Source organism: Mycobacterium sp. AZCC_0083, assembly GCF_014202335.1.
Taxonomy (GTDB): domain Bacteria; phylum Actinomycetota; class Actinomycetes; order Mycobacteriales; family Mycobacteriaceae; genus Mycobacterium.
The window spans coordinates 214,052-234,527 of record NZ_JACHGP010000010.1 but is presented as its reverse complement, the minus strand read 5'-3'; the positions used below and the strand labels follow the sequence as shown (position 1 = coordinate 234,527).

Annotated in this window: 18 protein-coding genes; 4 read left to right on the top strand and 14 right to left on the bottom strand. The window is 65.8% G+C overall.

Translation table 11 applies throughout. The annotated features are described in order from the left end of the window. Nucleotides 1–21 precede the first annotated feature (21 nt). On the top strand, nucleotides 22–1,170 hold the full coding sequence (locus HNP02_RS25285) for a serine hydrolase (protein ID WP_184443241.1): 1,149 nt from the start codon (nucleotides 22–24) through the stop codon (nucleotides 1,168–1,170). An 88-nt stretch (nucleotides 1,171–1,258) separates the two neighbouring features. Here HNP02_RS25285 and HNP02_RS25280 read toward each other — a convergent pair whose 3' ends face one another. Then, entirely contained in the window at nucleotides 1,259–2,050 is a 792-nt protein-coding gene (locus HNP02_RS25280; RefSeq protein ID WP_309241683.1) for an AraC family transcriptional regulator, read from the bottom strand. Between the two features lie 197 nt (nucleotides 2,051–2,247). On the opposite strand from HNP02_RS25280, the gene HNP02_RS25275 reads away from it, so the two are divergent. Both HNP02_RS25275 and HNP02_RS25270 read left to right on the top strand, forming a co-directional pair. Further along, entirely contained in the window at nucleotides 2,248–3,024 is a 777-nt protein-coding gene (locus HNP02_RS25275; protein WP_184443237.1) for an SDR family oxidoreductase, read from the top strand. A 206-nt stretch (nucleotides 3,025–3,230) separates the two neighbouring features. Then, the gene (locus tag HNP02_RS25270) at nucleotides 3,231–3,560 is read left to right on the top strand and encodes a nuclear transport factor 2 family protein (protein WP_184443235.1); all 330 of its coding nucleotides are present in this window, start codon (nucleotides 3,231–3,233) and stop codon (nucleotides 3,558–3,560) included. Between the two features lie 96 nt (nucleotides 3,561–3,656). On the opposite strand, the gene HNP02_RS25265 is transcribed toward HNP02_RS25270, so the two are convergent. Genes HNP02_RS25265 through HNP02_RS25255 form a run of 3 tightly spaced genes read right to left on the bottom strand, consistent with a single transcriptional unit; the run spans nucleotide 3,657 to nucleotide 8,291 of the window. Beyond that, on the bottom strand, nucleotides 3,657–5,300 hold the full coding sequence (locus tag HNP02_RS25265) for an amidohydrolase (RefSeq protein WP_184443233.1): 1,644 nt from the start codon (nucleotides 5,298–5,300) through the stop codon (nucleotides 3,657–3,659). A 10-nt stretch (nucleotides 5,301–5,310) separates the two neighbouring features. After that, nucleotides 5,311–6,741 (bottom strand): FAD-binding oxidoreductase, encoded by a 1,431-nt coding sequence (locus HNP02_RS25260; RefSeq protein ID WP_184443495.1) that lies wholly within the window; start codon nucleotides 6,739–6,741, stop codon nucleotides 5,311–5,313. 8 nt (nucleotides 6,742–6,749) lie between these two features. Next, entirely contained in the window at nucleotides 6,750–8,291 is a 1,542-nt protein-coding gene (locus tag HNP02_RS25255; RefSeq protein WP_184443231.1) for an APC family permease, read from the bottom strand. An 82-nt stretch (nucleotides 8,292–8,373) separates the two neighbouring features. Here HNP02_RS25255 and HNP02_RS25250 point away from each other — a divergent pair, with 82 nt between their 5' ends. After that, complete coding sequence (locus HNP02_RS25250; RefSeq protein WP_184443229.1) at nucleotides 8,374–9,102, top strand: TetR/AcrR family transcriptional regulator; 729 nt, start codon at nucleotides 8,374–8,376, stop codon at nucleotides 9,100–9,102. 1 nt (nucleotide 9,103) lies between these two features. On the opposite strand, the gene HNP02_RS25245 is transcribed toward HNP02_RS25250, so the two are convergent. The 10 genes from HNP02_RS25245 to HNP02_RS25200 all read right to left on the bottom strand — a co-directional run bounded on the left by HNP02_RS25245 (nucleotide 9,104) and on the right by HNP02_RS25200 (nucleotide 20,318). Beyond that, nucleotides 9,104–10,423, bottom strand: coding sequence for an acyltransferase (locus HNP02_RS25245; protein ID WP_184443227.1), 1,320 nt, complete (start codon nucleotides 10,421–10,423; stop codon nucleotides 9,104–9,106). Nucleotides 10,424–10,799: 376 nt separating this feature from the next. Then, the gene (locus HNP02_RS25240; RefSeq protein WP_184443225.1) at nucleotides 10,800–11,774 is read right to left on the bottom strand and encodes a 2-hydroxyacid dehydrogenase; all 975 of its coding nucleotides are present in this window, start codon (nucleotides 11,772–11,774) and stop codon (nucleotides 10,800–10,802) included. A 5-nt stretch (nucleotides 11,775–11,779) separates the two neighbouring features. Continuing rightward, nucleotides 11,780–13,120: an enolase C-terminal domain-like protein gene (locus tag HNP02_RS25235; RefSeq protein WP_184443223.1), complete on the bottom strand. Its 1,341-nt coding sequence runs from the start codon at nucleotides 13,118–13,120 to the stop codon at nucleotides 11,780–11,782. Nucleotides 13,121–13,213: 93 nt separating this feature from the next. Then, nucleotides 13,214–14,023 carry an IclR family transcriptional regulator gene (locus HNP02_RS25230; protein ID WP_309241682.1) on the bottom strand — a complete coding sequence of 270 codons (810 nt, stop codon included), beginning with the start codon at nucleotides 14,021–14,023 and terminating at the stop codon, nucleotides 13,214–13,216. Then, complete coding sequence (locus HNP02_RS25225) at nucleotides 14,020–14,742, bottom strand: sulfite exporter TauE/SafE family protein (protein WP_184443221.1); 723 nt, start codon at nucleotides 14,740–14,742, stop codon at nucleotides 14,020–14,022. Before HNP02_RS25225 ends, HNP02_RS25230 begins: the two co-directional genes overlap by 4 nt. A gap of 10 nt (nucleotides 14,743–14,752) precedes the next feature. Then, nucleotides 14,753–15,775, bottom strand: coding sequence for an ABC transporter ATP-binding protein (locus HNP02_RS25220; protein ID WP_184443219.1), 1,023 nt, complete (start codon nucleotides 15,773–15,775; stop codon nucleotides 14,753–14,755). Then, entirely contained in the window at nucleotides 15,768–16,790 is a 1,023-nt protein-coding gene (locus HNP02_RS25215) for an ABC transporter ATP-binding protein (RefSeq protein ID WP_184443217.1), read from the bottom strand. The genes HNP02_RS25220 and HNP02_RS25215 overlap by 8 nt, the downstream gene beginning before the upstream one ends. Beyond that, a complete protein-coding gene (locus tag HNP02_RS25210; protein WP_184443215.1) occupies nucleotides 16,791–17,774 on the bottom strand; it encodes an ABC transporter permease in 984 nt (327 codons plus the stop codon). Between the two features lie 22 nt (nucleotides 17,775–17,796). Next, on the bottom strand, nucleotides 17,797–18,723 hold the full coding sequence (locus tag HNP02_RS25205) for an ABC transporter permease (RefSeq protein ID WP_184443214.1): 927 nt from the start codon (nucleotides 18,721–18,723) through the stop codon (nucleotides 17,797–17,799). A 20-nt stretch (nucleotides 18,724–18,743) separates the two neighbouring features. Beyond that, nucleotides 18,744–20,318, bottom strand: a complete 1,575-nt coding sequence (locus HNP02_RS25200) for an ABC transporter substrate-binding protein (protein ID WP_184443212.1) — start codon at nucleotides 20,316–20,318, stop codon at nucleotides 18,744–18,746. Between the last annotated feature and the right edge of the window lie 158 nt (nucleotides 20,319–20,476).

The window sequence follows — 20,476 nt, the reverse complement described above, 5'->3', positions numbered from 1 at the left end:
GGCCCAGAGCATGATGGCTCGATGGACAAAGTGGTTCACGGACACTGGGACGCCCGTTTCGACAAGGTCGCCGAGGCACTTGCCGACGAGATCACCACCGGTGGCGAGGTCGGCGCCGCCATCGCGATCGACATCGGCGGTGAGACCGTCGTCGACATGTGGGGTGGCCACGCGGACGCCGCCAAGACCAGGCCGTGGACGGCGGACACCATCGTCAACGTCTGGTCCTCCACCAAGACGGTGACCGCGCTCGCGGGCCTGATGGTGATCGATCGCGGTCTCATCGAGCCGAGCACGCGTGTCGCGAGTGTCTGGCCGGAGTTCGCCGCGAACGGCAAGGAAGAGGTCGAGTTCCGACATCTGCTCACCCATACGTCCGGCGTTTCGGGCTGGGACCAACCCGTCGTCATCGAGGACGTCTATGACTGGGAGAAATCCACGGCCATGCTCGCCGCGCAGGCGCCGTGGTGGGAGCCTGGTACGGCGTCGGGCTACCACGCCCTGACGCACGGTCACCTGATCGGTGAGGTGGTACGGCGTGTCACCGGTAAGACGCTCAAGCAGTTCGTCGCCGACGAGATCGCAGGCCCACTGGGCGCGGACTTCCAGATCGGTACCGCGCCCGAGGATTTCGCGCGGATCGCAGAGATCATCCCCGCGGCAGATCCGATGGAGGGCCTCCCACCGCTGGACCAGTGGACCGAGCAGATGCTGAAGACTTTCACCGGTCCCGCGCCGGACCCCACGGCCGCGAACACCCTGGAGTGGCGCGCCGCCGACATGGGTGCCGTCAATGGCCACACCAACGCGCGTGCGCTGGCGCGGATCCTGTCGTCTGTCTCGCTCGGCGGCGCGGTCGGCGGCGTGCGACTCCTTCGCCCCGAGACCATCGAGAAGATCTTCGAAGTGCAGTGCGACGGGCCCGACCTGGTGCTGGCCGGGCACCGCATCCGTTGGGGACTCGGCTTCGGATTACCTGCGCCGGAATCCATTCCGTTCGTGCCTGACGAGAAGATCTGCTTCTGGGGCGGTTGGGGTGGCTCATGGGAGACGATGAACCCCGATCGGCGTACGACGATCGCCTACGTGATGAACAAGATGGGCCCGGGTGTCGAGGGCTCCGCCCGGACCAATCGCTACTTCAACCTCGTCTACGACGCGCTGTCCTGAGAGGCCCTGGTCTAAACCGAGGCAGCAACGGACGCCATCACCGAACGACAACACGTTCGGCGAGTCGTTGCACATCAGCGACATGAACTCAGGATTGTAGTGTGCGCCGGTAGGCGGTTGGGCTGACCCCGACCCGCTGGCGGAAGGTGGTGGCGAAATGGCTGGGCGTCGAAAACCCGACCAGCACACTGATTTCGGTGACCGTGTGGGATCTCGATGCCAACATCGCGCGGGCTCTCTTCATCCGACGCTCAAGGACGAACTGGTGCGGTGTGGTGCCCAATGCCGCTGGGAACTCCCGCAGGAAGTCCGTCATCGACATCTGTGCGTGGCAGGCCATGTCGGCGACGCTAATCGGCGCGCCTAGATTGCCCTCGACGTAGTCCACCATCGACCGGCGCAGGTTCGCACTGTCCACGTCTACTCGCCGAGACCCACCGGTGGAGCCCAACGCGTACTTGTCACACAAGTGCAGCCTGACCAGGTCGCCGATGCCCTGCCGCATGAGTTCGGCGACGTCGTCGTCCCGCTGACCTAGGCCAGCCAACCGTTCGGTCATCGCGTACAACAGCCCGTCACGGTGGCCCAGCCGGGGCGCAATGGAGCGTCCGCCCAGCAGTGTCGTCGGAATCGTTATCTCGCAGAACCCGACCGTTTGTCCGTGGGCCAGAGCCGCATAGCGCTGCTCGGCGGGGATGACCCAAATGTCGCCGACTTTGGGCAGAATCTGACCCGACGGCCCGCTTTCGAACTCGCTGTCCATCGACGCGAGCACGCCGTTTCGGTGCACGACCATGACGTGGTGGTCCTCGTTGAAGCACCAGTCGGTCGGTTGGGAAATCGCTTCCTCGACAAACGAAAAGCCCACCCCGGCTGCCACAACTGTATTCCTCGCCAACACCGTCCTCGGCGAAGGGGCCCGCTGTTCATTGCGCAAACTCGTCACTGCCCGGGGGCCATCCCTCCACCTCGTGCGCGTCCGCTCCGCGCCACGGCTTTTCCGCAACCACTGTAGGTTTTCGAAAGCCGTCCCCGCCACCGGTAGCTATCATTTCGCGACACGACGATTGGGGGACTATGGCCGATCACACCATCGCTGGCAAGACCGTGCTCATCGCCGGCGGAGCAAAGAACCTCGGCGGGCTGATCGCACGCGATCTCGCCGAACACGGCGCCAAAGGGATCGCGGTGCACTACAACAGTGCCGCAACGCAATCGGATGCCGAGGAGACGGCAGCGGCGATCAAGGCTACCGGGGTCGACGCACATCTGTTGCAGGCCGACCTCACCACGGCCGCCGCGGTGGAGAAGCTGTTCGGAGACGCCAAAGAGGCGCTCGGCGGCTCGATCGACATCGCGATCAATACCACCGGCATGGTGATAAAGAAACCGATCGCGGCGGTCACCGAAGCGGACTACGACCGTATCTTTGCGATCAACGCCAAGACCGCGTTCTTCTTCATCCAGCAGGCTGGCACGCACGTGTCCGACGGCGGCAAGATCGCAACGGTGGTGACCTCCCTGGTGGCCGCATTCACCGGTTCGTACTCGATCTATGCCGGATCCAAGTCTCCGGTCGAACATTTCACCAGGGCGGCGTCCAAGGAGTTCGGGCAGCGCGGCATCTCGGTGACGGCGATTGCCCCTGGACCGATGGAGACTCCCTTCTTCTACGGTCAGGAAACGACCGAGTCCGCGACGTACAACCAGAACGCTGCTGATCTGTCCAAGTTCACCAAGACTGGGCTGACCGACCCCCAAGACATCGTCCCGGTGGTGCGGTTCCTGGTGAGCGACGGTTGGTGGATTACCGGGCAAACCATTCTCGCCAACGGCGGCTACACCACCCGATGACACTGTCGCCATCGTTCACCACCGACCCGTAATCAGGGCCTCGGCGAGGCACACGACGGTCAGCATCACGTCAGTCGAACAGGGTCCTACTTGCAATGCCTACTCCCGCCAATCGGTGCGCTGGCCGTGTTGATCACGGCTGGCGTCGCCGCCGATGACGTCGTCCGCCGGCGTGCCGATGTCTCCGTAACGAACGAAGGAATGCCGTGACCCCAGCGCTGCCACCAGCAGTCCGCAATGTGTTTGACGCCGCGAAGCTTCGCGACACCGACGCCTTCGTGGCGGCCTTCGTCCCGCATCTGGGAGTCGTGGACGATTGGGGACGCAAATTCCACGGCGGCGAGGCGATCCGACGATGGAGCGACCGCGAATTCATCGGAAAACACGTGACAGTGAGGGTGATTCACTTCTACCTCACTGATGACGCCGAGGTAGTCGTCATTGCCGACGTCGGCGGCGACGGCTTCAACGGTGCCAGCACGTTTACCTTCCGCGTCGATGATGATCGGGTGGCCGAGATGCGCATCACCGCCTAGCAGAACATCAGACCACCGCCGAGCGGCGGCAAGGAAACCCCGACTGGCACCGGAGTTTCGATCGCCCTGGCTCGGCTGACGACAGCCGGCGACGGGTCATCGGTCAGCGTCGTGGACGCACATTCCGTCGACGAACGTCATGTCGACGGAGGTGTGCCCGATCATGTCGATGGGCGCGGTGAAGGGGTCGCCGTTGAGAACGATGAGATCCGCGGCATCGCCCACGCGGATCACCCCGGTGTCGTCCCAGTGGTTCACGTAAGCCGAGCCCACTGTGTAGGCCGCGATGGCGGCCTCGAGGTCGATCCGCTGTTCGGGCAGGAATACCTCGCCGGGTGTGTCGATGTTACGGCGATTGACGGCGACGTGGATCGCTGCCCAGGGATTCGGGTCGCTGACCGGCCAGTCGCTACCCGCAGCGATGCTCGCGCCGGTGCTGGCCAGATCGGCGAACGGATACTGGCGGGCTGCCCGGTCGGCGCCGAGAAATGGGATCGTCAGCTGGTCCATCTGCGGCTCGTGTGTCGCCCACAGGGGTTGGATATTCGCGGTAGCACCCAACTGCGCGAAGCGGGGGATGTCGGCGGGGTCGACGACCTGTAGGTGTGCCAGGTGGTGGCGGTTGTCTGATACACCGTTGGCGTTCCGGGCCGCTTCGACGGCGTCGAGGGCTTCCCGCACCGCGCGATCGCCAAGGGCGTGGAAATGTACCTGGAAGCCCAACCGGTCGAGCTCGGTCACGTAGCCGCCCAGCTGCTCCGGGTCAACGAAGCTCAGCCCGGAGTTACCCGTCTGGTGGCCGCAGCAATCGAAGTACGGTGTGAGCATCCCCGCGGTGAAGTTCTCGGCAATGCCGTCCTGCATGATTTTCACGGTGCCGGTGTTTAACCCCAACTGCCCGTGGTGATCTCGGCGTTGCACGAGTTCATCGATCTGTTCGGCACCGCGAGTTCGGTCCCACCAGAGGGCACCCACCACTTTCGCGGTCAAGAGCTGACCGGTGATCGCGTCGAGGTAGGCGTCGGAGACGTTGGCCATGAGCGGCGAGTCGCCTAGTAATGCGTCCTGCCAGCCGATGATGCCGTAGCGGTGCAGTGTTTGTTGGGCTGCCAGCAGCCCGGCCAACCCCTCCTGTGGGGTTAGCGGCGGAATACGCTGGGAGACAAGGCCCATCGCGCCCTCTTGGAGCATGCCGGTGGGCGTTCCCGTGTCGTCACGTTCGATGCGGCCGTCACGCGGGTCGGGCGTGATGCTGTCGATCGTTGCGCGTTTCAGCGCCAACGAATTGACCCACGCGCCGTGGTGATCGCGGTTGGTCAGATACACGGGGCGGTCCGCCACTACTTGATCGAGAAGCGCGCGAGTCGGTGTCCCTTGGTCGAACAGTTCCATTGACCATCCGCCGCCGGTAATCCACTCCCGCTGGGGATGGGCCTGTGCGTAGGCGTTGACTGTGTCGAGACATTCCTCGACCGTGCGGGCGGCGGTGAGATCGACCTGGGTACTTTCCACTCCGGCCACGACGGGATGGATGTGGGCGTCGATGAAGCCGGGCAGGACTATCCGGCCGTCCAGGTCAATCACCTCGGTGCCGGCGCCGCGCGCTGCGGTGGCCGCCTCGCTGAGGGCGGTGATGCGGCCCGCGGTTACCGCTACGGCGGTGTGCCAGGGGTCTTGGGGGTTCATGGTCCGCACCTGGCCGTTGACGAACAGCAGGTCCGCAGCCGGTGTGGCTGTCATGGCGCGCCTATCACGAGTCGAATCCCAAGCCTGCCGCGTCCAGGGCTTTCAGGAACAGGTTGCGTTTGCCTTCGCGATGGTCTGCACGGTTGAGTGACCATCGGGCTGCACCAATCCCCAACGCCGCGAGCGGTTCCGGAGGAAACGGCACCGGCGTCGTTGACACCATCTTGAGTCGGGTCCGCTCGGTCGGGGTTCCATCAAGGCGGTCCAGCATGACATCGGCAGCGAACCGAGCGGCCCCCACACCCAAGCCGGTGAAGCCCGCTGCGTAGGCGACCCGGCCGCCGCGCGCGGAGCCGAAGAAGGCGCAGAAGCGCGTCGAGGTGTCGATCACCCCTGCCCACCGGTGTGTGAAAGCGACATCTTCGAGTTGCGGGAACGTCGTGAAAAAATGTGCAGCCAGGCGCCGGTAGGTGACTTCGCGGTTTTCGTAGCTTGATCTGATGGCTCCGCCGAAGTGGTACACCGCGTCGTAGCCGCCCCACAGAATCCGGTTGTCGCCGGTCAGTCGGTAATAGTGGAACTGATTCGACATATCCGAAATGCCCTGACGACGGTGCCAACCGATCTCCCGCAGGTGAATGGCGCTCAACGGCTCGGTCACCAGCACGTAGTCATACACCGGGACGGTGTGAAACCGATACCGACGCAGCAACGAGGGAAAGGCGTTGGTCGCCAAAATGATGCGGTCACCCCGCACCGATCCGTCTTCGGTGCGGATCTCCATGGTAGCGCCGGGGCGGCGGCGTTCGATGGCCACGGCTCTGGTGTGCTCGAATATTTCGACACCGAGATCGGTGGCGGCGCGGGCCAACTCGGTGACCAGTTTCGCGGGATGCACCAGGGCGGAACTGTTCGTCGACCACAGCCCGGCGCGGTAGGTCGGTGAGTTCACCTCGCCGCGGACAGCGCTCTGGTCGAGATACCGGGTACCGGGTACATCGGCCGTTCTAGCCAGTTCTTCTGCCTGATAGTGCTCCACCGCGACCGCGATCGACCCGCTGCGTTCGAACTCGCAGTCCAGGCCCAGCGACCTGACAGTGTCCTCGATACCGTCGAGGTTGCCGACGCCGAGATCCTCGAGGCGCTCGATCTCATCAGGCCAACGGCGGCCTCCGTTGTAGGTGCCGTGGGTCAGGCTCGCTTCGACGAATCCACCATTGCGCCCCGACGCCGCCGAACCGATCGTGTTGGCTTCGATCACCGCCACCGTGATGCCCGGGTTGCGTTGCTTGGCGCGCAGCGCCGACCACAGGCCGGTGTAGCCCGCGCCGACGATCACGAGATCGAAGCGGCGCGTTGGCGCTCCCGCCAACCGTGCATAAATAGCCGTGTCCGGCAGGTCATCGAGCCAGAACGGAGTCAGTACCGAGTCCGCCAACGAGCGGTCGACAAGAGCGGGCGCAGGTGGCTGGCGTTCGAATATCGTCTGCACGATGTCTGGCCTCAGCTGCTCTCTGCAAGCGTTCCCGAGACCCCCCGCTCGGGAACGCTTGCAGAGAGCACGATTGCGTCGCCGTCGGTACCCGCGGACCCGTGGAAGTACGGCGACCGGCGGGCCCACTTCGACCATGCCGACACCACCAGACCGGCCACGATGACCGCGGCTGGTACGGCGACGAGGAACTTGCCGTTCTCGGGATCGAAAGCGAAGTGCGCGTCCTGCACCCAATATTGCTCGGCGAGATAGCCGCCTAGCCCGAACAGTGTTAGCGCCGACACGGCAGGGATGATCACCGATTTCACTGCGGCGGCCAGGTTGGTCCGCAGGTCACCACGGAAGCGGACGGCACAGGCGATACCCCCCAGTCCGTAGTACAGCGATACCAGGAGGCCCACCGAGGTGACGGCGGCGACGACGATGGTGCTCAGGGTGCCGATTGAGACGGACAGCCCGGCGAGCAGCGCCGCGAACGTCATGATCAGTAGTGTGCCGACAGCAGGTGTCGCGTACTTCGGGTGCAGCCGGGCCCACACCCGGCCCAGCGTCTGGTCGCGGCCCATCGCCAGTGTTGCCCGTGCGGTTGGAAGGACACCAGCCTGCAGCGAGGCGACCGTCGAGAACAGCAGCGCAAGCAACGCCAGCCCGGCGATCGGCTGTTCGGCGAGCTTGCTCGCGAAGTAGCTCAGGCCCTGTGGGCCCTGCTCGACGATCTCGTCGGGGGTCAGCACGCGCTGAAAGGCGATCGCGGCGAGCACGAACATTCCCGCCATCAGGGCCAATGCCAGGAAGCCACCCCTGCTGGCATCGCGCGGGTTCTTGGTCTCCTCGGTGACGCAGAACGCGGCGTCCCATCCCCAGTAAAAATAGACGGCCACAACCATGCCTGCGGCAAGCACTTTCGGGGATCCGACGCTCATGGGGGACAGCCACGCCCACTCGAACGGATGCGCGCCTACGAAAATGGCGTAGACGCAGAACCCGATCAGGACGACGTATTCGAAGATGATCAGGTAGCGCTGCACAGCGGCGGCGATATCGGCGCCGCGAATGGCGGCCAGGGTCACCAAGACCAGAACCGCCAGCCCGACGGCGGTGGTCAGCGCCACCGACGTGGGGTCGAGCGCCAGTCCGCCCATCGAGGTCCATTCGACCTCATTGAGGAACTGCAGGATCACCGCGCCACACACCTGGCTTCCGTAGGCGAGGAAGATCGTGGTGCCCACGACGGCTACCCAGCCCGCCTGAAAGCCCAGCCATGGGCCTAGCGAACGGCCTACCCACACATAGCCGTTGCCGCAGTTGCGCTCCACCTCGTTGAGCCGTGAGTAGGCCAGGGCGATGCCGAGGATCGGCAACAGTGCCAGCAGGAACATGGCGGGGATTGCGGGGCCGACGACGGCGCCGATGACGCCCAGTCCGATGCCGATGCTCATGGTCGGCGCGGTGCTCGACATTGCGATGGCGGCGCTGTCGACCGAACCGAGGACCTTGGGCAACTGCCTTGGTCCGGTGTCGCTGGTGCCGGGTTTGATCTCCGAACCCATGGCTGCTCCTTGGTGTCGTGGTTTGACACATCCAAGACGACATCGGAAGATAACGTCAACGGTGTTGACATAAGGAGTTCTGGTGCAGGCTGAATCGGGGCGAAGTCGCCGGGCGACGGAAGGGCGCCGGCGACGCTGGACGGCCGGCGGATTTCAGCTGACTGCGGAGCGGATCGTCGATGCGGCAACGAACCTGCTCGAGCGTCGCGGCCCCGACGCACTGAGCGCACGCAAGCTCGGCCAGGCCCTCGGTGCCGACCCGACGGCGATCTACCGCTACTTCACAGGCATGGATGACATCGTGCTAGCGGTGGCGGACCGGCTCCTCGGCCACGCGATGGCCAGCTTCGTTCCCGACACCGACTGGCGCGTCGCTCTGCGCGATCTCGCATGCCGAGTCCACACCGTCTATGTCGCCCATCCCCATGTCGCGCAGGTGGCGTTCTGTCGGGTGACGCGACGGCCGCACGAGATGGCATTCGTGGAAACCGTGCTCAAGATTCTGCACGAGGCCGGATTCACCACCGCCGAAGCAGTCCTGCGCTACCGGGCATTGGCCGACACCATGCTCAGCTTCGCAGGCCAGGACTCCGGCGCGGAGATACTGCCGCCCGAGGTGCTCGAAGGCGACGATCTGGCGTGGGAAGCTGCCTACCGAGAGCTGGCGTCGGATACCCATCCAGAGATCAAGAAAGCGCAGGAACTGCTCGCCGCGCAGATGACGATGAGTTCTTTCACTACCGCACTGGATTTCCTATTGGTCGGGTTCGGTGAACCCAGGCGCGACCCAACGAAAGCCGGGTCACGCTGATCTACGACGCGCTGTCCTGAGCGAGCGGCGCGGGTGCGGGCTTCGCGACGCTTGCCTTCTTCTTGGCGCGCAGGCGCTTTGCGTAGTTCATCCCCGGTTTCTCGACGCCGTAGTAGGTCACGGTCGCCGCGAGGATCGTGCAGGTGAGAAGGAGCACGATGTTGCGGAGCATTCCCGGAAGGGTGTCGCCCGCCATCCAGCCGATCCGGCCAAGCAGGAGCAGCATCGGGAAGTGCCATAGGTAGGCGGACAGCGAGACCTCGCCGACGTACCGAATCGGTCGGATGTCGAGCCACACCGCCAGTTTGGTCTTCTGCCCACGTCCGAGCGGAGCCACGACGATGAGGATCATCAACGCGGCGACGACGCTGACGCCCAGGGTGGCGTACTGGTTCGCGACGACCAGCAGCACTCCGGACAGCAGGAACACCGGCAGGATCGCCACCGCGCTGAACATCCGGACTCGCTTGGCGATCTGCTCGCGCAGGGCACCGTGCTCGAGCGCGACGAACACGACCGCGGCGAACATGCCGAACGCGAAGTTGTCGGCGTTGGTCAGGAAGCTCTTCGCGAACACCGCGGACCAATTCGGGCCCCAGTTGAGCAAGATGAAGTCGGTCGTGCTCGAGTTCGCGTACACCAGGGGCGTCAGCGACCGACCCACGAACCCGATGACGAGCAGGATGAGCGGCGCGACCGCGGCCAGCACGAACGGATTCCTCGTCGACTTCTTGCGCATTCTGAAAAGGAGGAAGCCCAGCAGCGGTAGCGAGGTGTAGAAGGCGTACTCCAGCGTGAGCGACCAGGACGGGTTGATGCCCGTCTGGATGTAGGCGGGGAAGTACGTCTGCATCAGCGTGAGGTTCGCGATCAGCTGACCCGGGTCGGTGATCATGCCGGTGCCGTCGTCGGTGCCGACCGGCTGAATGGCCGGGTTTTGGATGTACGCGATCTGCAGGACGTAGTTGACGAACAGAAAGATCACCAAATAGCAGGGAACGATCCTGGCGAACCGATGGACGACGTAATCCGTGACGTCGGGCATCCCGGAGCGCTCATCGACGAGATTGCGGACATACGGCAAAAACAACAGAAAGCCACTCAGTACGAAGAAGTACACCAGGGAGAACCCGAAGAGACCGGTCTGCCAGGTCGCCGCGGTTTTCGGCGAATAATGCGTCGTCACGTGCGTGATGGCAATCATTAGGCACAGCAGCCCGCGCACGCCGTCCAAACCGATGATGCGCACCCGCTTGCGGCGCACAGGGCTCGCTGGTTCCTGCGCTGGCCCTGCGCTGGTGCTGATTGCGTCCTGGGTCATTCGTACTGGTCCTCTATGTGTTTCGTAGTCACGTCCCAGGCAAGCTGCGCTCCCTGGCCGGAGCCTTGCGCGTCCGGTCACTGCCGCACCCGTTGGCAACATAGTTGATTCAGTTGTAAATCTATCCGCACATCGTTGCGCGGGGCCAAACTTTGAGCAGTTCGTAAGCTTCGCGTCTGGCAATTAGGCGCACTAAGGAAGAATAGCCGCTGGCCGCCCGGTTCGCAGCTGGGAAATCCTCACCGGCAAACATTGTCGGCCACAGAAGAGCATTCGGCGTGTTTCACAGCGACCGCTGGTGATGCTGGTTACTTCGAATGGGTGTGACGAACCCGTTAAATCGTGCGATTACTTCCCGTTTGCGATTATTTGGCAATCAACGAATGACGACGTTGCGTAGGATCTCACCGCGCGCGAGCCTGCCGATGTTGGCGGCGATGTCGTCGGCGCGGCCGCCGAACGTGTCCGTGGTGACCCCCGACGAGTGCGGCGTCATCAGCACGTTGTCCAGTTCGCCGAACGGAAGCGTGGCGGGAGCCGTCGTCTCGCCTGGCCGCGCCGGGTAGCGGTACCAGACGTCGATCGCGGCACCGCGGACGTCACCGTTGCGAAGCGCGTCGAACAGCGCCCGTTCGTTCACCAGGAGTCCGCGGCCGACGTTGATCAGCACACCGTCGGGCCCGAGCGCCCGCAGTTGGTCGGCGCCGATCATGCCCTCCGTCGCCGGGGTCAGCGGCGCCGACACCACCACGACGTCGGACTCGCGCAGGAGGTCGTCGAGCCGGGCGACGTCACCCACCCAGGACAGGCCGTGTGCGGTGGCGTCCACCCGGCCCGATCCGGTGACGGCGATCCCCGTCGAACCGAAGGCGCGGAACAGATCCCAGGCGAATTGGCCGATGTGTCCGAAGCCGACCAGGCCGACGCACGCGTCGCGCAACGTCTTGGCCTGCGGGATCGCCTCGTCGTACACCGCAGTCGCCCACATGTCGCGGCGCAGCGACCGGTCCTGGGTGAAGAAGCCCCTGCGCATCATGATGGCGGCGGCCAGCACGTACTCGGCGATCGACCGTTCGTGATGAAAGGTGTTGGCCACCAACACATCGCCCGCGAGTGCGTCGAAGTTGATCCGGTCGGTGCCCGCTCCCGCGACGTGGATGAGTCGCAGCTTCTCGGCAACGCCGGCCATCTCGGCGGTGAACTGCCCGCCGACGTACACCTGCGCATCACGCAGCTCGTCGCGCAGGTCCGCGGGCCCGGTGCGCCACAATGGCGTGGCGCCTGCGGGAAGGGCGGCCTCGAACCGCTCCCGGTGCGGCACCAGGCTGCGGTCGGCGACGACGATCAACACGTGAACTAATTTACTTGCAGTGCTGGGCGTTTGGCGTCGAACGTCCAGCCGGGAATCAGATACTGCATGGCGACGGCGTCGTCGCGGACGCCGAGTCCCTCGGACAGGTAGAGCTGGTGAGCGGCAGCCACCGCGTCCTCGTCGAGTTCGACGCCGAGCCCTGGTGTTTCCGGGACGTCGAGATAGCCGTCGACGATCTGGAACGGCCGCTTGGTGATGCGCTGGCCGTCCTGCCAGATCCAGTGCGTGTCGATGGCTGTGATGGCGCCCGGCGCGGCGGCGGCCACGTGGGTGAACATCGCCAGCGATACGTCGAAGTGGTTGTTGGAGTGCGACCCCCAGGTCAATCCCCACGCGTCGCACAACTGGGCTACGCGCACCGATCCGCTCATGGTCCAGAAGTGCGGGTCGGCGAGGGGGATGTCGACCGCTCCGGCGCGGATGGCGTGGCCCAGTTCGCGCCAGTCGGTGGCGATCATGTTGGTGGCGGTGAGCAAGCCGGTGGCCCGCTTGAATTCGGCCATCACCTCCCGGCCGGAGAAACGGCCTTCTGGTCCGACGGGATCCTCGGCGTAGGCCAATACCTCGGTCAGTTCGCAACACGTCGTGATGGCGTCCGCGAGCAGCCAGCCGCCGTTGGGGTCCAGCGTGATTCGGGCATCGGGGAACCGGTCGGCCAGTGCAATGACGGCCTTGGCCTCGTCAGGCGCGGGCAGCACGCCGCCCTTGAGCTTGAAGTCGCGGAAGCCATAGCGTTCCCGCGCGGCCTCGGCCAGGCGCACGACGGCATCCGGTGTCAGGGCTTCGTCGTGTCGGATGCGAAGCCACTCGTCGGCGTCTGGTGCCTCGTCGGCCGCGGAACGGTAGGCGAGGTCGGTCTTGGTGCGGTCGCCGACGAAGAACAGGTAACCAAGCGCCTGCACCCGGTCGCGCTGCCGACCGTCGCCGAGCAGTGCAGCGACCGGCACCCCGAGATGCTGGCCGAGCAGGTCGAGGAGCGCCGACTCGACCGCGGTGACCGCGTGCACGGTGACGCGCAGATCGAAGGTCTGGGCGCCGCGGCCGCCTGCGTCACGGTCGCCGAACGTCCGCCGGATGTCGGCAAGCACGGCGTGGTAGGCACCCATGCTGCGGCCTTCGACGATCTGGCGGGCGTCTTCCAGCGTGCGCTGAATGGGCGCGCCGCCGGGTACCTCACCGACGCCGGTGTTGCCGTCGGAGTCCTTCAGGATCACCAGGTTTCGCGTGAAGAACGGGGCGTGCGCGCCGCTGAGGTTCAGCAGCATGCCGTCGTGTCCCGCGATCGGGATCACCCGCATCTCCTCGACGATCGGGGTGGGACTCATGCCATCAGCCTACGAACGCTGACCTATGCGCGTCCAACACTGATATCGCATGGATTGATGCCTCCGACGTATCGGTCAACCGTGGAGTCGACGTCACTGCGCGAACCACTTGTCGCCGTTCGCCACCGGCCGCAACACCCGGCTCACCTTGTCCCCCACGCTGCGCAGCGCCTCGATCACCTCGCACTCCCGTTCAGCGGTCAGCCTGGCAATCGGGATGGACGCACTGATCGCGTCCTGCGCAGGCGTCGCGTAACGCAATGCCACGGCGAAGCACCGTAGGCCGACGGTGTTCTCCTCGTCGTCGGTGGCGTAGCCGCGGACCCGTGCGACTTCCAGGGCCTCCTCGAGCTCGGCCCGGTCGGTCACGGTGTGCGGCGTGATCGGGGCCAGGTCGGTCGGGATGTGGACGTCGCGGTCCGCACCGAACCGGTCGGCCAGCAGCGCCTTGCCCAACGCGGTGGTGAACGCAGGCAGCCGTCGCCCGACCCGGCTGGCCGCGCGTCGATACTGCCGCGACTCGCGGGTGGCGAGATAGACCACGTCTGGCCCGTCGAGGCGACCCACGTGAAACGTCTCGTCGAGTTCCTGGCGCAGATCCTCGAGGAACGGCGTGATCATCGGCAGGTACGGATCGCTGTCCAGGTAGCTCGTTCCGACGAGCAGTGCGCGGATGCCGATTCCGTACAGCGTGCCGGAATCGTCGGAGCGCACCCAGCCCTGCCCCATCAGAGTCCGCAACAGCGCGTGGGCACTGCTGCGCGGCATGTCGAGTGCCGCGCTGATCTCTCGGATGCGCGCTGGCCGGTCCTGCCGCGCGGCGAGGTACTCGAGCAGCTCGACGGTCCGGACGGCCGACTTCACCTTGCGCACTGCGACATCCGATGGCTCCTTGGGCGTCACAGCAGACCCACCTGCTGGATGGCGAGCACCGCGGCACCGGTGCCGGAGACGGCGATGGCGGCCCACCGCTGCCGCTGGGGGTTGAGCAGGCGGTTGGCACCCCGGGACAGCGCGTACCCGGCCACGGTGGCGGGAATCAGCACCGCGAACGCCTGGAAGGTGTGTGCGTCGACGGCACCGGTCAGCGCCAGCATCACGATCGACATCACCGATCCGATCAGGAAGAACCCGCTCATGGTGCCGCGCAGTCGCGCGCCGCTGTTGCCCTGCCACACGAGCGCCATCGGCGGCCCCCCGATCGACGTCGCCGTGCCGAGTACACCGGAGGTGGCGCCGGCCAGCATCAGGTTTCGCCTGTGCGGCACGGGAATCCAGCCGACGCTTGTCAGCACCACACCGAAGAGCACCACGCCCGCGATCAGGATGGACAGTGCGCGTTGAGGTATCGCTGCCAGCAGCAGGGCGCCTGCGATGGTGCCGGGTACCCGTCCGACCAGCGCCCAGCCGGTCCCAGACACGTCGATCGCGGTGCGCTCCCGAATCACCACCATGAGGGTAACCATTGCCGCAAGCATGATCAGCGTGCCGGGGATCAGTGCCGGATCCACCAGCGCGACGACGGGCGCCGCGAGCATGCCCATGCCGAAGCCGATCGAGGCCTGCAGGCATGACGCGAGCAGGACCGCGACCGCGATGACGGTGTAGTCGGCGATCGTCACGGGCAGGCGCTCACGCGCTGCGGGACAGGGCCGACTGCTCGGCGAGCAACGGGTGGTGGCACTCTGCGGTGTGATCGGCGACCTGCAGATCGAGTGCGACGGGTGGCCTTTCGTTGGCGCAGACATCGGCGGCCCGCGGGCATCTGGTCCGGAACCGGCAGCCCGACGGCGGGTTCAGCGGCGAGGGCACCTCACCCTTGAGCAGTATGCGCTCGCCGCGTTGCGCAGCGTCCAGCTTGGGTGCCGCCGACATCAGCGCCGCGGTGTACGGATGATTCGGGCGGTCGAAAACGGCTTCGGTTGTTCCGGTTTCGATGATGCGACCCAGGTACATGACTGCCACCCGGTCTGCGACGTGGCGGACCACGGACAGGTCGTGGGAGATGAAGACATAGGAGATTTGCAGTTGCTGCTGCAGATCGTTGAGCAGGTTGAGCACCTGCGCCTGTACCGAAAGGTCGAGAGCCGACACGGGTTCGTCGCAGATGATGACGTCGGGGTTCAGCGCGAGCGCCCGTGCGATGCCGATGCGTTGACGCTGTCCGCCGGAGAACTCCTGCGGGTACTTGTTCATGGCCTTCGCGCCGAGCCCGACGAGGTCCAGCAGTCCCCGCACCCGCGTATCGCGTTCGTGCTTCGCCCGGTGCAGTGTCCGGTGGGTGCGCCACGGCTCGGCGATGATGTCGCCTGCCGTCATCCGGGAGTTCAACGAGGCGTAGGGGTCCTGGAAGACCATCTGCACACGGCGCCGGAACTTCAGCAGTTCCTTGCCCCGCAGGCTGAACGGGTCGGTGCCGTCGAAGCTGACGGTGCCGGAGTCCGGGCGTTCGAGCATCAGCAGGGTGCGGGCCAGGGTGGACTTGCCGCAGCCGGATTCGCCGACCAGGCCAAGGGTTTCGCCGCGGGCCAGGTCCAGGTTGATGCCGTCGAGCGCCCGCAAGTCGGCCTTGCCCCTACGTGCGCCGGGCACCCGGAACGTCTTGCACAGGTCGCGGACCGCGAGCAGTTGGTCAGGCGCCGTTTGATCAGACATTCTTGACCTCCTCGGGGAAGTGACATGCGGACTTCCGCCGTGCGCCGACGGTTTGCAGCGCAGGCCGCGTGGTGCGGCAGATCTCGCGGGCCAGCGGGCAGCGCGCCTGGTACACGCACCCGTCCGGGATCGAGTGCAGGTCCGGCGGCGACCCGCCGATCGACGTCAGTTCCGCGCCGCGCACGGCGTTCACCGGTACCGAGTCGAGCAGACCCTTGGTGTAGGGGTGCAACGGAGCGGCGAATACCTCGGCGACAGAGCCGGTTTCGACGACGGTGCCTGCGTACATCACCGCGACGCGGTCGGCCTCCTCGGCGACCAGCGCCAGGTCGTGCGTGATCAGCACGACGGCCATGTCGAACTCGGTGCGCAGGCTCTTCAGCAGCGCCATGATCTGCGCCTGCACCGTGACGTCCAGTGCGGTGGTCGGCTCGTCGGCGATCAGCACCCGTGGGTTCAGCGCGACGGCCATCGCGATGAGCAGCCGCTGGCGCATGCCTCCCGAGAACTGGTGCGGATAGGACTTCATCCGGTCCTGCGGTTGCGGAATCCCCACCCGCGCCATCAGTTCGACGGCCTTGCGCTTGGCTTCTTTCGCCTTCATCCCGTGGTGGATCCGGAACGGCTCGGCCAGCTGGGTGCCGACGGTGTAGAGCGGGTTGAGCGCGGTGAGTGCGTCCTGGAAGACGATGGCCAGTTCGGGGCCCGCCAGCTTGCGGCGGGTCTTGCGGTCAACGGCCAGGATGTCGACGTCCGCGAGCCTGGCCGTGCCTTCGACTACCTCGGCGACGGGTTCCAGTAGCCCCACCAACGCCGTTGCGGTCATGGACTTTCCGCAGCCCGACTCGCCGAGCAGTGCCAGGGTCTCACCGCGATGGGCGGCGAAGGACACCTTGTCGACGGCGCGCACGGTGCCCGTGATGGTGCGGATGTCGACGGTGAGCCCCTCGACGCGCAGCGCGGGGTCGGCATCGGAGTGCTGGGCCGCGGGCGGCAACTCTGCGACGGCGGTCATCTAGAGGGCCTTTCCGGTCTTGGTGAAGCGGGACAGGCGTTTCTGCGGAACGGTGAGCCGCCAGCGTTGCGCGGGGTCTCCTGCGATGCGCGCCCATGCGGCGAGGATGGTGGCCGAGACGGTGGTGATGACGATGGCCAGGCCGGGGAAGAACGACAGCCACCAGGCGGTGTGCAGGTAGGAGCGGCCCTGCGAAACCATCAGGCCCCAACTCACGTCGGGCGGCTGGATGCCGATGCCGAGGAAGCTCAAGGAGCTCTCCGCGAGCATGACGTAGCAGAAGTCCAGGGTGGCGACCGTGAGCAGCGTCGGCAACACGATGGGCAGGACGTGCCTGGTGATGATGGACCGTCCGCTGGCGCCGAACGTGCGTGCGGCGTCGACGAACACCCGGCTGGACAGCTCGGCCGATTCGGCCCGGGCGGTGCGCAGGTAAACCGGGATGCGGGTGATGGCAAGGACTGCAACGATGTTCGCCGCGCTCGGCGAGAACACGTACAGCACGACGACGGCCAGCAGGAGCGAGGGGAAGCTCATGATCACGTCGGCGACGCGCATCGCGACGGTCTCACGCCACCCGCGGTAGAAGCCTGCCCACATGCCGATCACCGACCCGACGACCGCGGAGATCACCACCGCGGGAACGGCGACCGACAAGGTGGTGCGGCAGGCCACGATGAGCCTGCCGAGCATGCTGCGGCCCAACGGGTCGGTGCCGAGCACGTTGGCCCAGCCGTGCGCAAGGGTGAACGGCGCCTGGTTGGAGTTGTCCAGGTCGATGTGGGTGGCCATGTCGCCAACCAGCATCGGGCCGAAGATCGCGGTCAGGAACACCAGCCCGAGGACCGCGGCCGCGGCGGCGGCGACGCGATCGTTCACCAGCATCCGGAACCAGACCGAGCGGCCGGGGCGGCGGCCCGCGTCGGGTTCGCCGACGATGGCGGTGGTCGGCTTGACCGGCACCATCTCGATTTGAGTGCTCATGTGCGTTGTCCTCCAGTCCTTCTCAGACCTTGGCCGGTTCCCGCACGCGGGCGTCGAGCAGGGCGTAGCAGGCGTCGATGGCGATGTTCAGGACGAAGATGCTGACCGCGGTGAGCAGCACGGCGGCCTGTAGCACGGCGAAGTCACGCTGCAGGATGGCATCGATCATCAGCTTGCCGATGCCGGGCCAGCCGAAGATCGCCTCGACCACCACCGCGCCGTTGATCAGGCCGACGGCGAGATCGCCCGCGACGGTCAGGGCAGGCGCGGCCGCGTTGCGAAGGGCATGGTGGGAGACGACGCGAAAGTCGCTGGCCCCCTTACTTCGTGCCAACCGGACGTAGGGCGCGGAGAGCGACGACACCATGGCTCCGCGGACTACCTGGGTGAGCACGCCGAGGGGCCGGATCATCAGGGTGGCGATGGGCAGGATCCAGGACAGCGCGCCGTCGGTGCCCGAGGTCGGAAGGACGCCGAGCAGCACGGCAAAGAGCCACACGCCGGTGATGGCGAACCAGAAGTCGGGGATGCTGGCGGCCGTCATGGACAGCAGGCTGGAGAACCGGTCGGCCAGTGAGTTGGGCCGGTAGGCGGCCCAACAGCCGATGATCACGGCGCCGACGATCGCGAGGATCATCGTGGTGACGGCGAGCTGCAGGGTGGCGGGAAAGGCGCGCAGGGCCATGTCCGACGCCGACTCCCCCGTGCGCAGCGACGTGCCGAAGTCGAAGTGCAGCACTCCCTTGAAGTAGTCGATCAGCTGGGTGAGGATCGGCTGGTCGAAGCCGTTCTTCTCCGCGAACGCCGCGCGCTGTGCCTCGGTGGCCGATTCGGGAAGGTAGAGGTTGGTCGGGTCACCGGTGAGGCGGGCGAGAAGGAACACGCCGAGTAGCACGATGACCAATGGCAGTGCGCTGGTGTACATCCGGCGCCGGACGAACGGGAACATGTGCTGGGTGTCTCCTGGTCTCAGGACTGGTCGGTGCGGGCGGTCTGGGCGACGGTCATCTCGGACAGCCGCATCTCATCACCGGTGGCGGAGTTGGGCGTGTACTCGACGCGGGGCGACTTGCCGAGGATGCCCTTCATGTGGGCGATGTAGGCCATCTGCGTGATCTGCTGCGGCTCCTCGGCGAACAGTTTGGCGAACGCGTCTTGGCGGGCCTGGCCGGTCAGGGCTTCCGCGGCACGGATCTGGCGATCGAAGTCCGCTGTGCCATAAGCACTCTGCGGGCCGTTGCTGAGCATGTACTGGTCCATGGTGAACGCCGCGTCACCGGCCTGGTTGCCGTGCATGATCATCAGCACGTACGGCCCGGCGTTCTCCGGGAAGGGCCGCAGTTGGTACTGCAATTGGCCGGCGGTGTCCATCATCTCGATCTTGACGTTGAGGCCGATCTCGGTGAACTCGCTCTGCAGCACCTCGATGGTCTCGCTGATCTTCGGGAACTGCGCGGTGCGACCGATCAGGCGGATCTGCCGGTCCACCGGAACGCCTGCGGCCTTCGCCTCTGCGACGAGCTGCTTGGCCTTCTCGGTGTCGTGCGGCCACAGCGCCAGTTGGTCGTTGTATCCGACGACGCCCTTGGGGATCAGTTGAGAGGCAGGCTCACCGAGGCCGCGGAACAGCGCCTTGACGATGCCGGTGCGGTTGACCGAATAGTTGATGGCCTGGCGCACCCGGATGTCGTTGAGGGGTGCTTCGGTCGCCTGCATCCGCAGCGCGGTGGTCTCGTTGTTCTGGAACGGGACGCCCAAGGCGCCGGCTCCATCCTCAGGGCCCAGGCCGACCGCGATGTCGGTCTCGTCGTTGGTGATCATCGCGGCGCGGACGCTGCCCTCGCTGCGCCACTGGTACTCGGCACGGGCGAAGGCGGGCTTGGTGCCCCAGTACCGGTCGTTGCGGGCCAGGATGAGCTTCTGGCCGTACTCCCAGTCGGCGATGGCGTACGGACCGGTACCGATGGGCTCGCGCACCTTCTCGATGGTGCTGGTGGTCCGCGGAACGATCTCGACGAACGAGATGCGCAGTGGCAGAATCGGATCGGGCGACTCGGTACCGACGATCAGCGTGGTATCGTTCGGCGCGGACAGCTTGAGCTTCTCGTCGCCGAACACGTAACCGTCCACGTTGCACTGCAGTTCGGAGTTCACCGCACGGTCGATGGCGAACGCCGCGTCGGTGGCGGTGAAGGGTGATCCGTCGGAGAAGGTGACGCCCTTGCGGATGTCGAAGGTCCATTCGGTCGGCGAGGTCTGGCGCCACCCGGTGGAGAGCAGCGGTTGCAGCTCGCCGGTATCGGGCTCGCGTTCGATCAGCGGTTCGGTGATGTTGGAGCGCACCACGATGCCCGTCGAGGTCAGTGAACTCTCGCAGGGCTCGAGCGTCGGCGGTTCCTGGGACAGGACGATTCGCAGCGTGTTCGGGTCGTACCCGCCGTGGCCGGAGTTGGCGACGGTGCAACCGGTGGCAGCCACGGTGATGCCCGCGATCGCGACGGCCAGTGCTCGACGTCGTGTCGTGATGCGTGGGGCGGGGCTCATGAAGTTCTCCCGGGAGCTGCTTGATGTGACGTCCACGTATGTGGATGCACCGTGTGATCGCAGCCACACCGTAAGGAGCGTGTTCGAACAGCGTCAACCCCAGCTGAACCGCCTGTAGGGGGGCGAAATTAGGGTGACCTGACATCGCCGAATCCGCT

Bases quoted from the DNA above. Each gene is read 5' to 3' on its own strand.
- HNP02_RS25265 (WP_184443233.1), bottom strand. From the start codon at position 5,300: ATGACAGCCACACCGGCTGCGGACCTGCTGTTCGTCAACGGCCAGGTG.
- HNP02_RS25235 (WP_184443223.1), bottom strand. From the start codon at position 13,120: ATGAGTCCCACCCCGATCGTCGAGGAGATGCGGGTGATCCCGATCGCG.
- HNP02_RS25255 (WP_184443231.1), bottom strand. From the start codon at position 8,291: ATGGGTTCGGAGATCAAACCCGGCACCAGCGACACCGGACCAAGGCAG.
- HNP02_RS25205 (WP_184443214.1), bottom strand. From the start codon at position 18,723: ATGTTCCCGTTCGTCCGGCGCCGGATGTACACCAGCGCACTGCCATTG.
- HNP02_RS25245 (WP_184443227.1), bottom strand. From the start codon at position 10,423: ATGACCCAGGACGCAATCAGCACCAGCGCAGGGCCAGCGCAGGAACCA.
- HNP02_RS25215 (WP_184443217.1), bottom strand. From the start codon at position 16,790: ATGACCGCCGTCGCAGAGTTGCCGCCCGCGGCCCAGCACTCCGATGCC.
- HNP02_RS25285 (WP_184443241.1), top strand. From the start codon at position 22: ATGGACAAAGTGGTTCACGGACACTGGGACGCCCGTTTCGACAAGGTC.
- HNP02_RS25200 (WP_184443212.1), bottom strand. From the start codon at position 20,318: ATGAGCCCCGCCCCACGCATCACGACACGACGTCGAGCACTGGCCGTC.
- HNP02_RS25275 (WP_184443237.1), top strand. From the start codon at position 2,248: ATGGCCGATCACACCATCGCTGGCAAGACCGTGCTCATCGCCGGCGGA.
- HNP02_RS25210 (WP_184443215.1), bottom strand. From the start codon at position 17,774: ATGAGCACTCAAATCGAGATGGTGCCGGTCAAGCCGACCACCGCCATC.
- HNP02_RS25220 (WP_184443219.1), bottom strand. From the start codon at position 15,775: ATGTCTGATCAAACGGCGCCTGACCAACTGCTCGCGGTCCGCGACCTG.